This is a genomic window from Streptomyces sp. NPDC059740 (genome assembly GCF_042733155.1).
GTDB lineage: Bacteria > Actinomycetota > Actinomycetes > Streptomycetales > Streptomycetaceae > Streptomyces.
On sequence record NZ_JBHWGP010000032.1, the window covers coordinates 3,083 to 16,526 of the forward strand.

The 13,444-nt window shown below is 73.8% G+C and carries 11 protein-coding genes; 3 read left to right on the plus strand and 8 right to left on the minus strand.

Going from position 1 to position 13,444, the window contains the following annotated elements; genetic code table 11:
* Positions 1–108: 108 nt before the first annotated feature.
* The 4 genes from ACFV3R_RS27250 to ACFV3R_RS27265 all read right to left on the minus strand — a co-directional run bounded on the left by ACFV3R_RS27250 (position 109) and on the right by ACFV3R_RS27265 (position 4,092).
* Positions 109–717, minus strand: coding sequence for a Uma2 family endonuclease (locus tag ACFV3R_RS27250; protein WP_385588598.1), 609 nt, complete (start codon positions 715–717; stop codon positions 109–111).
* Positions 718–843: 126 nt separating this feature from the next.
* Positions 844–1,428: a hypothetical protein gene (locus ACFV3R_RS27255; protein ID WP_385588601.1), complete on the minus strand. Its 585-nt coding sequence runs from the start codon at positions 1,426–1,428 to the stop codon at positions 844–846.
* A 62-nt stretch (positions 1,429–1,490) separates the two neighbouring features.
* On the minus strand, positions 1,491–2,669 hold the full coding sequence (gene mqnC / locus ACFV3R_RS27260; protein WP_385588750.1) for a cyclic dehypoxanthinyl futalosine synthase: 1,179 nt from the start codon (positions 2,667–2,669) through the stop codon (positions 1,491–1,493).
* 628 nt (positions 2,670–3,297) lie between these two features.
* Positions 3,298–4,092, minus strand: coding sequence for a menaquinone biosynthetic enzyme MqnA/MqnD family protein (locus ACFV3R_RS27265; protein ID WP_385588604.1), 795 nt, complete (start codon positions 4,090–4,092; stop codon positions 3,298–3,300).
* A 514-nt stretch (positions 4,093–4,606) separates the two neighbouring features.
* Here ACFV3R_RS27265 and ACFV3R_RS27270 point away from each other — a divergent pair.
* Positions 4,607–4,810: a cold-shock protein gene (locus ACFV3R_RS27270; protein ID WP_385588607.1), complete on the plus strand. Its 204-nt coding sequence runs from the start codon at positions 4,607–4,609 to the stop codon at positions 4,808–4,810.
* Between the two features lie 193 nt (positions 4,811–5,003).
* Here ACFV3R_RS27270 and ACFV3R_RS27275 read toward each other — a convergent pair whose 3' ends face one another.
* Together ACFV3R_RS27275 and ACFV3R_RS27280 are read right to left on the minus strand one after the other, a co-directional pair.
* Positions 5,004–6,977, minus strand: a complete 1,974-nt coding sequence (locus ACFV3R_RS27275; RefSeq protein WP_385588610.1) for an AMP-dependent synthetase/ligase — start codon at positions 6,975–6,977, stop codon at positions 5,004–5,006.
* Positions 6,978–7,054: 77 nt separating this feature from the next.
* The gene (locus tag ACFV3R_RS27280) at positions 7,055–8,353 is read right to left on the minus strand and encodes an acetyl-CoA C-acetyltransferase (protein ID WP_385588613.1); all 1,299 of its coding nucleotides are present in this window, start codon (positions 8,351–8,353) and stop codon (positions 7,055–7,057) included.
* 211 nt (positions 8,354–8,564) lie between these two features.
* Here ACFV3R_RS27280 and ACFV3R_RS27285 point away from each other — a divergent pair, with 211 nt between their 5' ends.
* Together ACFV3R_RS27285 and ACFV3R_RS27290 are read left to right on the plus strand one after the other, a co-directional pair.
* Entirely contained in the window at positions 8,565–9,917 is a 1,353-nt protein-coding gene (locus ACFV3R_RS27285) for a 3-oxoacyl-ACP reductase (protein ID WP_385588616.1), read from the plus strand.
* A 5-nt stretch (positions 9,918–9,922) separates the two neighbouring features.
* Positions 9,923–10,840 (plus strand): MaoC/PaaZ C-terminal domain-containing protein, encoded by a 918-nt coding sequence (locus tag ACFV3R_RS27290; RefSeq protein ID WP_385588619.1) that lies wholly within the window; start codon positions 9,923–9,925, stop codon positions 10,838–10,840.
* Between the two features lie 46 nt (positions 10,841–10,886).
* Here the strand turns inward: ACFV3R_RS27290 and ACFV3R_RS27295 are convergent, their stop codons facing one another.
* The gene (locus ACFV3R_RS27295; protein WP_385588752.1) at positions 10,887–11,498 is read right to left on the minus strand and encodes a TetR/AcrR family transcriptional regulator; all 612 of its coding nucleotides are present in this window, start codon (positions 11,496–11,498) and stop codon (positions 10,887–10,889) included.
* A gap of 239 nt (positions 11,499–11,737) precedes the next feature.
* Positions 11,738–13,114 carry a dicarboxylate/amino acid:cation symporter gene (locus ACFV3R_RS27300; RefSeq protein WP_385588622.1) on the minus strand — a complete coding sequence of 459 codons (1,377 nt, stop codon included), beginning with the start codon at positions 13,112–13,114 and terminating at the stop codon, positions 11,738–11,740.
* Positions 13,115–13,444 lie beyond the last annotated feature (330 nt).

A 13,444-nucleotide genomic window follows, 5' to 3' on the forward strand; every position in this document is an offset into this window, starting at 1 on the left:
TGGGGTGGGGGGGGGGGCCGGCCAGTGGTTGTTCGCCCCGGGGGCGGGGGGGGGGGGGGGGGGGGGGGGGGCCGGGGTGGAAGGGCATTCTCGCTCCCACCCCACCGTTCAGCGGCCGAGGAGAGGTGGCAGTTCCATGACGACGGGGAACGGGCGGTCCGTCTCCAGCTTGCCCGTGTGGCGGGGCCGCTCAGGCGCGGAGACGTACTCCCCGGTGTCGTGGTGCCGCCAGAACTCGTGGACCACCGGGAGGTCGTCCTCACCCCGCTCCACACGCCAGTAGTAGGGCACCCCGGCGGCGGCGAACAGCGCCGGCTTGCGGTGACGGTCGTCCTGCATCGAACCCGGCGAGACAACCTCGACCACCAAGGCGACCGCGCTTGCCGGAACGCAGTCGAGCTCCAGCACATCCAGTCCGCGTTCGTCGTAGACGATGACGTCAGGCTTGGCGACATTGTGCGAGTCGACGAGTACGCACTGTTCAGAGACCACCGAGTACGGAGACGCCCCTCCGCTCTCGGCGAGCGAACGCAGGACTCCGTCTCGCACCTTGTTGTGCCACAGCACCGCCATGCCCTTGACCACGACCACTCCGTCCACCAGTTCCCAATCGGTGGGCAGCTCCAGGCCGCGGACCTGGTCGACGGTCCACCCCGCCCCGGGGGGCGGGAACATCCACGTGTCGGCGGTCGGCTTCGCCGGGCGGTCGGTCGTCATGACTGCTCCCATGGGGCGATGGTGCACGCGGGGGCCGGTGCGGGCCCTCGTTTCGACGGTACCGCCACCCTTACGAGCGCAGGCGGAGATCCGGACTTGACCTCGCCGTTCCGGCGGGCGGCCCGGTCACCGCCGCCGGTGCACCAGCCGTCCGCCCAGCGCGGTGGCCAGGCAGGTGCCGTCCGCCGCGAGGACCGCGAAGTCGGCGCGGGCGCCCGCGGTCAGCGGGGCGGTGGGCGGGGCGGGCAGCTCGGGCAGCCCGGAGCGGTGCACCGCGGTGCGGACGGCGGGGCGGGCGAAGGGGCCGGTGAGGCTGGTGGTGCCGGTCACGAGGAGGCGTTGCAGGCCGCGGCGGGCACTGGCGCCCCAGCGCGTCTCGTCCAGGGCGAGGGCCGCGAGCGCGTCCCCGGTCAGCGGCGTGGTGTCGGGGACGCCGAGGTCGGCCAGCTCGCGCGGGTCGGGGTGGTAGGCGGCCTCCAGCAGGGCGGCGGCAGCCGGTTCGTGGCGGCCCGGGCTCAGGACGCCGTCCCACTCCCGGACCCGGGCCCGGTCGCCGTGGGCCGCGCGCAGCTCCTCGGCCGGTCCGAGGGCTGCGATGCGGGCACCGTCCACGAGGAGCGCCCAGCCGGGCCGGAGGCCGGGATCGGCCGGGTCCGCCGGACCGGACGTGCGGTCGGGGCGGACGGCGGTGGGGAGGTGGAGGGTCAGCATGGCGGGGCTCCGCGGGCCGGGGGGCGGCGGTGCGGGCCGGGGGGCGGCCCGCACCTTCAGCCTCAGTTGGCCTCGACGAGCTTCAGCTCGGTGCGCTCCGCGCCGTCCAGGGCGGTGGAGGACAGGTGGGAGACCACGCGGTCGTCGACCGGGTCCTCGGCCGGGTCGTCGTGGACCACGAGGTGCTCGTAGGTGGTGGCCCGCTGGGCGGGGACGCGGCCGGCCTTGCGGATGAGGTCGATCAGCTCCATGCGGTTGGAGCGGTGGCGGGCGCCCGCGGAGGAGACGACGTTCTCCTCCAGCATCACCGAGCCGAGGTCGTCGGCGCCGTAGTGCAGGGAGAGCTGGCCGACCTCCTTGCCGGTGGTCAGCCAGGAGCCCTGGATGTGGGCCACGTTGTCGAGGAAGATCCGCGCGATGGCGATCATGCGCAGGTACTCGAAGAGGGTGGCCTGCGTCTGCCCCTTCAGGTGGTTGTTGTGGGGCTGGTAGGTGTACGGGATGAAGGCGCGGAAGCCGCCGGTGCGGTCCTGCACGTCACGGATCATGCGCAGGTGCTCGATGCGCTCGGCGTTGGTCTCACCCGTGCCCATCAGCATGGTGGAGGTGGACTCCACGCCCAGCTTGTGGGCGGTCTCCATGATCTCCAGCCACCGCTCGCCGGACTCCTTGAGCGGGGCGATGACCTTGCGCGGGCGCTCCGGGAGCAGTTCCGCGCCGGCGCCGGCGAAGGAGTCCAGGCCCGCCGCGTGGATGCGGGTGATGGCCTCCTCGACGCTCACGCCGGAGATGCGGGCCATGTGCTCGACCTCGGAGGCGCCCAGGGAGTGGATGACCAGCTCGGGGAAGGCCTGCTTGATGGCCGAGAAGTGCTTCTCGTAGTACTCGACGCCGTAGTCCGGGTGATGGCCGCCCTGGAACATGATCTGGGTGCCGCCGAGCTCCACGGTCTCCGCGCAGCGGCGCAGGATGTCGTCGAGGTCGCGGGTCCAGCCCTTCTCGGTGTCCTTGGGGGCCGCGTAGAAGGCGCAGAACTTGCAGGCCGTCACGCAGACGTTGGTGTAGTTGATGTTGCGCTCGATGATGTACGTCGCGATGTGCTCGGTGCCGGCGTAGCGGCGGCGGCGTACGGCGTCCGCGGCGGCGCCCAGTGCGTGCAGCGGGGCCGAGCGGTACAGGACGACGGCTTCCTCGGGGGTGATCCGCCCACCCTGCGCGGCGCGGTCGAGTACGGACTGCATCTGCTGGCGGTCGGCGTTCTCGGTCACCGGGCGGTCCCTTCTGGTGCGGTTCTCGGACGGGCCTCACCGGCGTACCGGGCTGGGCCTGACCGGATGTGAGGACCGATCCAGCCTACGCCAGGGCCCTGCGGTGCCGGTCGGCGGTCGGGCGCAGGGCCCCGCCCCCTGACCGTCGGCCGCCGGGGAATACCGCCTGCGGGAAGCGCCGGGTGAAACGAACATGCAGCCGAAAGGAAGAAACGGCGGCAGAAAGGGGACGGGACGGCGCGGGGAAGGCTCGTGCGCGGGGAACGCGCGGGGAAGGGGCGGAATCGGTGCCGGAATCCAGCAGCGGAAGGCCGCCGCAAGAATGCCGCATTCTTCGCTTCCGCGCACCGGGCGCTTTCCCGTGGGGAGTACCCGGTTCCCTGAGGAGTGGCTCCGGTTCTCCGGGGAGTGGCTCCGGTTCTCCGCGGAGAGCGTCCGGTGGCCGGAAGACGGTTTCCGGCCGTTCCGGCCGTTCCGGCCCTTCCTTCCCGCCGGGTGCCGGGACGGGGACGCGCGGCAGCGGCCGGACCGGTGCGGGCGGGCGTGACGAGACCGCGCCCGCACCGGCCCGGCGGTGGGACGCGGTCTCGCGGCGGCGGGGTCAGGCCTCCAGCAGCTTCACTTCGACGTCCTGCGGGATGCCCGTGGTCCCACCGGTGCGGCGGGCGAACTCGGTCACCCCGCGCAGCTGGTCGGGGCCGAAGCGGAAGTCCAGCGTCGTGAAGTACTTCTGCAGCACCTCGTCGTCGAAGTTCTCCCAGCGCGCCGCCTGCTCGGCGACCTTGCCGACCTCCTCCAGCGAGAGGTCGCGGCTGGCCAGGAACGCCTCGTGCACCTTGGCCACGATCCGCGGTTCCCGCTCCAGGTAGTCCCGGCGCGCGGCCCAGACGGCGAAGACGAAGGGCAGGCCCGTCCAGTCCTTCCACATCTGTCCGAGGTCGTGCACCTGGAGGCCCAGGCGCGGGCCGTCGTGCAGGTTGGCGCGGAGCGCGGCGTCCCCGATGAGGACGGCGGCGTCGGCCTCCTGCATCATCTGGCCGAGGTCGGGCGGGCAGGTGAAGTACTCGGGGGTGACGCCCACCTGCTCGGCGAGGAGGAGCTGGGCGAGGCGGACGGAGGTCCGCGAGGTGGAGCCGAGGGCGACGCGGGCGCCGTCGAGCTGCTCCAGGGGCTTCTGCGAGACGATCACGCAGGACATGACGGGGCCGTCGCAGCCGACCGCGATGTCCGGGAAGGCCACGAGGTCGTCGGCGGCCTTCAGGAACTCCACGAGCGTGATCGGCCCGATGTCGAGGTCCCCCTGCACCAGGCGCTCGCTGAGCTTCTCCGGGGTGTCCTTGGTCAGCTCCAGGTCCAGCAGGGTGCCGGTCCGGGCGAGGCCCCAGTAGAGGGGCATGCAGTTCAGAAACTGGATGTGGCCCACCCGGGGCCTGCTCCGACGGTGGCCGGCGGCTTCTGCGGGTGCGTCTCCAACGGTTGCTTTGTCCACGACGCGAGGCTAGACCCGGCGCGGCGGGCCGGGCGGGCGGGGGCGCCCACGCCGGGCCGGGCGGTGCGGCCGGGGGCGAGGAGGGCCGCACGGGCCGGGGGCTCGGCCCGGACCGGCTCAGGTGCCGCGGCAGGGCCGTCACGGGGCTCCCGCCAGGCATACCGGTCGGTACGGGAACGGGCGCGGCGACGGCCTTCGCGGGGGCGCCGACAGAATCCGGGGCCTGGAAACGACACGCGAAATAAACGTGATCTTTGGCTCTTCCACCCTGGAGCCGGCCCGTGCTACGCTCGGCGCAAGTTGCAGTTTGGTTTCCCTTGCAGTACAGAGCCTGCGGAGCATGTGACGCCGCAGGCTTTTGTAGTTTTCAGACTTCTTGCAGGTTCTGGAGCAGGGCAACCCTTTGGCCCAAGGAGGGCTTATGGCTACCGGAACCGTCAAGTGGTTCAACGCCGAGAAGGGCTTCGGCTTCATCGCCCAGGACGGCGGCGGCCCCGATGTCTTCGTTCACTACTCCGCGATCAACGCGTCTGGTTTCCGCTCCCTGGAGGAGAACCAGACCGTGACCTTCGACGTCACGCAGGGTCCCAAGGGCCCGCAGGCCGAGAACGTCACCCCCTCCTAATCAAGGGGATCCGACCGATCGCGGCCGGATAACAGCAGTACCCCAAGGAGCCCCCGCCTCGTGCGGGGGCTCCTGCCTTTTCCCTTCCTCCCCGAAAGCCCCCGCCCCGGAGGCGTCCGCCGTGCGAGCGGCCCCCGAGAGCCTTCTTCCGGGGAGTTCCCGTCCGCGGAGCTCCCTCCCGGCAGGCGGGCGGTCAGGCCGGTTCGGGGCCGGCGGGGCGGGGCGCGGCGTACATCGCGTCGATCTCGGCGGCGAAGTCCCGCAGCACCACGGCCCGCCGCAGCTTCATCGACGGCGTGAGGTGCCCGGACTCCTCGGTGAACTCGCTCGCCAGCACCTGGAAGCGCCGGATGGACTCGGGCCGGGAGACCAGCTGGTTGGCGTCGTCCACCGCCTTCTGTACCTCGGCGAGCAGTTCGGGATCGGTGACGAGCGCTTCCGTCGGCACGTCCTGCTTGTGCCGCATGCGGCGCCAGTGGGCGAGGCCGTCGGGGTCCAGCGTCAGCAGGGCGGTGATGTGGGAGCGGTTGTCGCCGATCACCATGCACTGCCCGACCAGCGGGTGGGACCGCAGCCGGTCCTCCAGCGGGGCGGGGGCGACGTTCTTGCCGCCGGAGGTGACGATCAGCTCCTTCTTACGGCCGGTGATGGTGAGGTAGCCGTCCTCGTCCAGGGCGCCGATGTCCCCGGTCGGGAACCACTCGCCGGTGAGCTCGCCCGCCTTCTGCTCGGCGGCGTTCCAGTAGCCGGTGAAGACCTGTCCGCCGCGCAGCAGCACCTCGCCGTCCTCCGCGATGCGCACGGCGCTGCCCGGCAGGGGCCAGCCCACCGTGCCGATGCGGGGTTTGAGGGGCGGGGTGACGGTGGCGGCTGCGGTGGTCTCGGTCAGGCCGTACCCCTCGAAGACGCCGATGCCGGCGCCCTCGTAGAAGGCGGCGAGGCGGTGGCCGAGCGGCGAGCCGCCGCAGATGACGTAGCGGACCCGGCCGCCGAGCGCGGCGCGGATGCGGCGGTAGACCAGCGGGTCGTAGAGGGCGCGGGCGGCGCGCAGCCCGAGCCCGGGGCCGGAGCCGCCACCGTGCTCGCGGGCCTCGACCGCCTCCCCGTAGCGGCGGGCGATGCGGGCCGCCCGGTCGAAGGAGGCGGCCCGGCCCATCTTCTCGGCGGTGGCCCGGCCGGTGTTGTAGACCTTCTCCAGGACGTAGGGGATGGCCAGCAGGAAGGTCGGCCGGAACCCGGCCAGGTCGGCGAGGAGGTCCTCGGTCTGGATGCTGGGCGCGTGGCCGAGCCGGACCCGGGCCCGCAGGCAGCCCACGGCGACCATGCGGCCGAAGACGTGCGCGAGCGGCAGGAAGAGGAGGGTGGCGGCGGGGTCCTTGCTGACCGACCGGAAGACGGGGTGGAGCAGTTCCACCGCGTTGTCGACCTCGGCGAAGAAGTTGCCGTGGGTGAGCACGCAGCCCTTGGGGCGCCCGGTCGTCCCGGAGGTGTAGATGAGGGTGGCGGCGTCGCCGGGGCCGAGGGCGGCGCGGCGGGCGTCGAGTTCGGCGTCCGCGACCTCCACGCCGGCCGTCGAGATCCGGGCGAGCGCCCCGTTGTCGAGCTGCCACAGCTCGGCGAGGTCGGGGAGGTCGCCACGGATGCCGCTCACCAGCCTGGCCTGCGCCACGCTCTCCACGGCGCAGGCGCGGACCCCGGCGTCCTGGAGTATCCACCGGGCCTGGTGCGCGGAGGAGGTGGGGTAGACCGGGACGGTGACCAGGCCGGCGGCCCAGGCGGCGAAGTCCAGCAGCGTCCACTCGTAGGTGGTGCGGGACATGATGGCGAGCCGGTCGCCGGGGCGCAGGCCGTGGGCGACCAGGCCGCGGGCGAGTTCCCGCACCTGTGCGGCGAAGGCGGCTGCGCTCACGTCGCGCCAGGTGCCGTCCGGCTGCTTGCGGGCGAGGACGACCTCGGTGGGGGCCTCCCGGGCGTTGGTGAACGGGATGTCGCCGAGCGTCCCGGTGCTGACCGGGGCCACCAGCGGCGGGACGCTCGCCTCGCGCACCACGCCGTCGACGCGGGTGAGTTCCGGGGGGACCAGGCGGGGCCCGCCGGTTTCCGGGGCCGGCTCCGGGGCGCCGGACGGGGTGGCTGCTGGGGACTGTGCGCTGTGCTGGCTTGTCACGAGGCGGCTCCTCTTCTTCCGCGGGCCGCGCGGCCACCGCACGGGGCCGTTCACGCGGGCTCCGGGTCGTTCGGCGGTCAGTCCTCCGGCGCGCGTTCGAGGATCGCGGTCACCCCCTGGCCGCCGGCCGCGCAGATCGAGACCAGGCCCCGCACGGGGGTGCCGTCGGCGGCCGGGCGCTCGGCCAGGAGGGCGGCGAGGGTCGCGACGATGCGGGCGCCGGTGGCGGCGAAGGGGTGTCCGGTGGCGAGGGAGGAGCCCGCCACGTTGAGCCGGCCGGGGTCGACGGGCGGCAGGCCCTGCTTCTCCCAGGCGGCGAGGGTGGCCAGGACCTGCGAGGCGAACGCCTCGTGGATCTCGACCAGGGCGAAGTCGGCCAGGTCCAGGCCGGTGCGCTCCAGCATCCGCGGCACGGCGTGGGCGGGGGCCATCAGCAGGCCGTCCGCGCCGTCGACGAAGTCCACCGCGGCGCTCTGGTAGGCCGTGAGGTAGGCCAGCGGGCACAGTCCCCGGGCCCTGGCCCACTCCTCGTCGGCGAGCAGGACGGTGGCGGCGCCGTCGGTGAGCGGGGTGGAGTTGCCGGCCGTCATCGTCGCCCCGCCGAGGTCGGTGCCGAACACCGGGCGCAGCGCGGCGAGTTTCTCCGGGGTGGAGTCGGGGCGCAGGTTCTGGTCGCGGGTCAGGCCGCGGTAGGGGGTCACCAGGGTGTCCAGGAGGCCGCGGTCGTAGGCGGCGGCCAGCCTGCGGTGGCTGGTGGCGGCCAGTTCGTCCTGGGCCTCGCGGCTGATGCCCCACTCCTTGGCGGTGCGGGCGGCGTGCTCGCCCATGGACAGGCCGGTGCGCGGTTCGGCGTTGCGGGGGATGTCGGGGACGAGATGGCCGGGGCGGATCCGGGCGAGTTCCCGGAGGCGGGCCAGCGGCGTGCGGGCACGGCGGGCGGCGAGCAGGATGCGGCGCAGCCGGTCGTTGACGCCGAGCGGGGCGTCGCTGGCGGTGTCGGCGCCGCCCGCGACGGCGCTGTCGATCTGCCCGAGCGCGATCTTGTTGGCGGCGGCGATGACGGCCTGGAGGCCGGTGCCGCAGGCCTGCTGGACGTCGTAGGCGGGGGTGCGCGGGTCCAGGCGGGAGGCCATCAGGGTCTCGCGGGCGAGGTTGAAGTCCCGGCTGTGCTTGAGCACGGCGCCGGCGACGAACTCGCCCAGCCGCTCCCCCGCCAGCCCGTACCGTTCCACCAGCCCGTCCAGCGCCGCCCCCAGCATGTCCTGGTTGGAGGCGGTGGCGTAGGGGCCGTCCGACCGTGCGAAGGGGATCCGGCTGCCACCGACGACCGCGACGCGGCGGGGTGCGGCGGGCGTTGCCAGAGTGGGGGCGCTCATCCTCGACCAACTCCTGACCCGACAGTAACCTTACTGGGAAGTAAAGCTACGCCAGATGGCCACGGTCTTCCATAGGCCGGACACGCGCCGTTCGCAGGCCCGGACGCGCGCCGTCCGGTGCCGGTCGCCGTCGCCAGCCGGCCCGCCACCGTCCGCCGCCGTCCCGGGACCGGCCGCCCCCGGCCGCCCCCGACCCACCGGAGCCGCCACCGTGCCCGACCGCTACCTGCGCCTGTCCCGTTCCGCCCCCGGCCGCTTCGTCACCCGCCGCCTGGGCCTGCCGCAGCCCGTCCCGCTGGAGCGGTGGGCACCCGGGCGGACCGCCCTGGCCGGTCCCGTGCTGCACCTGGCGGCCGGTACGCCCGCCCTGGACCGCGGCCCCGTCCTGGAGCGCGCCGGGCTCACCGTGCACACCGCGCGCCGCGAGGAGACCCGCTACGCGGCGGTGGTCCTCGACGCGACGGGCGTCACCGACGTCGCGGGGCTCGCCGGCGTCCACGCCGCCCTGCACCCCGTGATGCGCTCCCTCACCGACCACGCCCGCCTGGTCGTCCTCGGCTCGGCACCCGACCCCGCCGACCACCACCAGGCCGCGGCGCAGCAGGCCCTGGAGGGGTTCGTCCGGTCGCTGGGCAAGGAGGCCGGCAAGGCCAGGACCGCGAACCTGCTGCGTCTGCCGGCCGCCGGCGCCGCGCAGCCGGGCGGGGCGGGGACGGACGTGGCCGAGTCGACGCTGCGGTTCCTGCTCTCCCCACGGTCGGCGTTCGTCAGCGGGCAGGTCGTCACCCTCGGCAGCCCGCCGGCGCCGGTCGCCCCCGAGGACTGGGACCGGCCGCTGACGGGCCGGACCGCCCTGGTCACCGGAGCCGCTCGCGGAATAGGCGCGGCCCTCGCGGAGACCCTGTCCCGGGACGGTGCCGAGGTGGTCTGCCTGGACGTGCCGGGCGCCGCGGCCGACCTCGAAGGTGTCGCCTCCCGCGTCGGCGGCCGGGCCCTCACCCTCGACATCACCGCGCCCGAGGCCGGCGAACGCCTCGTGGAGGAGGTCTCCGGCGGCCTCGACGTCCTCGTCCACAACGCGGGCATCACCCGGGACCGGCGGCTGGCCAACATGGCCGCCGACCGCTGGCAGTCGGTCCTGGACGTCAACCTGGCCGCGGTACTGCGCACCACCGACGCGCTGCTGGCCGCCGGGGTGCTGCGGCCGGACACCGGACGTGTCGTGGCGACCGCGTCCATCGCCGGGATAGCGGGGAACAACGGCCAGACCAACTACGCGGCGAGCAAGGCGGGCGTCATCGGCCTCGTCCGCTCGCTGGCGCCGCGCGCCGCGGCCGAGCACCGGGTGACGGTCAACGCGGTGGCGCCCGGCTTCATCGAGACGAAGATGACCGCGGCCGTGCCCCTGTTCGTGCGGGAGGCCGGCCGCCGGATGAGCTCGCTCGGCCAGGGCGGGCTGCCGGTGGACGTGGCGGAGACCGTGGCGTGGCTCGCCCACCCCGCATCCGGCGGCGTCAACGGCCAGGTCGTCCGCGTCTGCGGGCAGAGCCTGCTGGGAGCGTGAGCCCCGTGACGACCGCCCCCGCCACCCGGCACCTGCGCCGCACCCCGCGCCTGGCGCCGCTGCTGCTGCGCGGCGCCCTCACCGGGCTCGGCAAACGGCCCGGCCCCGAGGCCCCGCTGCCGCAGCGCCGCCTCACCGTGCCGGGGGTCCGACCGGAACCGGCGAAGGTGGCCGCGTACGCCCGGGTCTGCGGCTTCTCCGCCGGCGGGCCCGGGGACGCGGAGGGGCCGCCGGTGCTGCCCCTGACCTACCCGCACATCCTGGGCTTTCCGCTCGCCGCCCGCCTGATGGGCGACCGGGCCTTCCCGCTGCCGATGCTCGGGCTGGTCCACACCGGCATCGAGATCGACCAGCGCGAGGCCCTGCCGGTGGGCGGCGCCTTCGAGCTGACCGTGTACGCCGAGGAGTTGCGGGCGCACCGGCGCGGCACCGAGGTGGTGATGGTGACCGAGGCGCGACGCGGGGAGCGGCTGCTCTGGACCGACCGCAGCACCTACCTGGCACGCCACCGCACGCCCGCCCCCGGGGAGCACCCCGCCCCCGCCTTCGAGCGGGAGGCTCCGGCGCCCGGCGGGGAACTGCCCGAGCGGGCCCGGTGGCGGCTGCCCGCGAACCTGGGCCGCGCCCATGCCCGCGTCTCCGGCGACTACAACCCCATCCACCTGCACCCCCTCACCGCCCGCCCGCTCGGCTTCCCCCGGGCCATCGCCCACGGCATGTGGACGGTGGCCCGGTGCGCCGCGGCGGCGGTGCCCGCGGACTCCGGTGCGGTGCGGCTCTCGGCGGCGTTCCGGGCGCCGGTGCTGCTCCCGGGGACGGTGGTCTACGCGGCGGACGGCGGGAGGTTCACGGTGACGGGCCCGCCCCGGGACGCGGCCGAGCCGCCTCGGGTGCACCTCACGGGGTCGGTCCGGCTGCCCTGAACCGTCGGCGGGAGCGCGGCGGTCCGCCGGGGCCGCCGCGCCCGCGTCAGTTCTCCCCCGGCGTCCACCGGTCGCCGACCATCAGGCGGCCCAGGCCCGTCCAGGCGAAGTTCATGAGTGTCGCGGCGGTCTCCCGGGCCGAGGGCGGGGCGGTGGCCGGGCCCGCGGTGGCGGTGTTGGCCCACTCCGCGAGGGACTCGGCGGCGCCGACCAGGGCGTGGGCCAGGCCCGCCACCTCGCGTTCGGCCAGCTCCGTGTCGCAGCCGGCCTCGCGGGCCGCCGCTGCGATCAGCCCGGTGACGAAGTCGGTGAGGCCGGCCCGCATCGCGGCGACCTCCCGGACGAAGGGCTCCCCCTGGGTGCGGGCCTGCTGGTGCAGCACCGCCCAGCTGTCGGGGTGCTCGGCGGTGTAGGTGAAGAAGCCCTTCAGGCCACTCCACAGCTGGCGGTCGGCCGCCCCGCCGGGCTCCACCGCCGCCCGCACGGCCGCCACCAGCGCGGCCGACTCCCGCCGGATCACCGCGCTGAACAGCTCCTCCTTGGAGTTCAGGTAGAGGTAGACCAGCGGTTTGGAGACCCCGGCGACCTCCGCGATCTCGTCCATGGAGGCGGCCCGGTAACCGCGGCGGGCGAACGTGGCGACCGCCGCGTCGAGCATCTGCTGCTCCCGGACCGCCCGCGGGACCCGCTTGCTCTTCACCGCTGCCACGCCATGCCTCCTCGACCCCCACCCCGCAACCGCTTACTGCTGGGTAAGTCTACGGATCCGCCACCTCGTTCCCGGCGGCCGGAGGCGTACGCCGCTCCCGGGCCCGGACGCGGACGACCGGCCGCCCCGAAGCCTGCGGGCTTCCGGACGGCCGGTCGGAGCCGGGCCGGTGTGCGGGTGTCGCGGGCTCAGCCGGCGACGGCCACCGGGGCGTCCTGGCGCTGCGGGGCGCGGCCCTCGTCGAGCGCCTCGGAGTCCAGGCTGATGCTGGTGGCGTTGTCGAACATCTCGCGGTCCAGCAGCTTCTCGCGGGCGGCGACCAGGATCGGGATGACCGACTGGCCGGCGACGTTGGTGGCGGTGCGCATCATGTCCAGGATCGGGTCGATGGCCATGAGCAGGCCCACACCCTCCAGCGGCAGGCCCAGCGTCGACAGGGTCAGCGTGAGCATGACGGTGGCGCCCGTCAGGCCCGCGGTGGCGGCGGAGCCGATGACGGAGACGAAGACGATCAGGACGTAGTCGCCGAAGTTCAGCGGCACGTTGAAGATCTGGGCGATGAAGATCGCGGCGATCGCCGGGTAGATCGAGGCGCAACCGTCCATCTTCGTGGTCGAGCCGAAGGGCACCGCGAAGGAGGCGTAGTCGCGGGGCACGCCGAGGCGCTCGGTGACCTTCTGGGTGACCGGCATGGTGCCGACCGAGGACCGCGAGACGAAGGCGAGCTGGATGGCGGGCCAGGCGCCGCGGAAGAACTGGATCGGGCTGACCTTGGCGACGGTGGCCAGCAGGATCGGGTAGACGCCGAACAGCACCAGGAGGCAGCCGACGTAGATGTCGACGGTGAAGGTCGCGTACTTGCCGATCAGGTTCCAGCCGTAGGTGGCGATGGCGTTGCCGATGAGGCCGACGGTGCCGATCGGGGCGAGGCGGATGACCCACCACAGCGCCTTCTGCAGCAGCTCCAGGACGGACCGACTGACGTTCAGCACCGGCTCGGCCTTCTCCCCCAGGGCGAGGGCCGCGGCGCCGGCGACGGCGCCGAGGAAGACGATCTGGAGGACCTGGAGCTGGCTGAACGGCGTCACGATGTCGGTGGGGATGATGCCGGTGAGGAAGTCCAGCCAGGAGCCGGCATGGTCGGGTGCCTTGCCGTCCTGCGCCGTCAGGCCCGTGCCCGCGCCCGGGTGGGTGACCGAGCCGATGACCAGGCCGATGGCGACGGCGATCAGCGAGGTCGCCATGAACCACAGCAGGGTGCGGGTCGCCAGCCGGGCGGCGTTGTTGACCTGCCGGAGGTTGGTGATCGACACCAGGATGGCGAAGAAGACCAGCGGCGCGACGGCCAGCTTCAGCAGCTGGACGAAGATCGAGCCGACCTTGTCGAGGGTGGTCCCGAGCCAGGCCACGTCACCGCTCTTGGCGATCCAGCCGAAGAGCACGCCCAGCACCAGGCCGAGCAGGATCTGGGCCCAGAAGGGGACCTTGGGTATCCGGGAGCGCTTGGCTTCTCTTGCGGTGTCGGGGGTCTCGGCCTGGGGGGCGGAGGAAGGGGACGAGGACAAGGGGAACTCCGGGGCAGAGGTGATGCGGTGGGGAGGGACTGCGGGGCAGTCGGCGTGACCTGGGCGGTCAGGCGGGGGAGGCCTCGGGCACCAGGGGTCCGCCGCGGGGCGGAGCTCCGGCCGCTGCCGAGATGTCTTCCGCCTCAGCGGCGACGACAGGCTGCGGAGAGGCAGCGGCAGAGATCGACGTGCAGGCGCGCGACGAGCATCACCCCCAAGGGGGACGCGGGCACGGCTGACATCTTCATGATGGTCAGACTAACAGAGTCTTTGAGAGGCCCAAAGGAAACCTTGGATGCGCTCTCCGGCCGGCGGTTTCCGCGCATGCGA

What these genes read in the sequence shown, in the direction of transcription:
- ACFV3R_RS27250 (WP_385588598.1), bottom strand. Translation starts at nt 717, where the DNA reads ATGACGACCGACCGCCCGGCGAAGCCGACCGCCGACACGTGGATGTTC.
- ACFV3R_RS27255 (WP_385588601.1), bottom strand. Translation starts at nt 1,428, where the DNA reads ATGCTGACCCTCCACCTCCCCACCGCCGTCCGCCCCGACCGCACGTCC.
- mqnC (WP_385588750.1), bottom strand. Translation starts at nt 2,669, where the DNA reads ATGCAGTCCGTACTCGACCGCGCCGCGCAGGGTGGGCGGATCACCCCC.
- ACFV3R_RS27265 (WP_385588604.1), bottom strand. Translation starts at nt 4,092, where the DNA reads ATGCCCCTCTACTGGGGCCTCGCCCGGACCGGCACCCTGCTGGACCTG.
- ACFV3R_RS27270 (WP_385588607.1), top strand. Translation starts at nt 4,607, where the DNA reads ATGGCTACCGGAACCGTCAAGTGGTTCAACGCCGAGAAGGGCTTCGGC.
- ACFV3R_RS27280 (WP_385588613.1), bottom strand. Translation starts at nt 8,353, where the DNA reads ATGAGCGCCCCCACTCTGGCAACGCCCGCCGCACCCCGCCGCGTCGCG.
- ACFV3R_RS27295 (WP_385588752.1), bottom strand. Translation starts at nt 11,498, where the DNA reads ATGCTCGACGCGGCGGTCGCCACGTTCGCCCGCCGCGGTTACCGGGCC.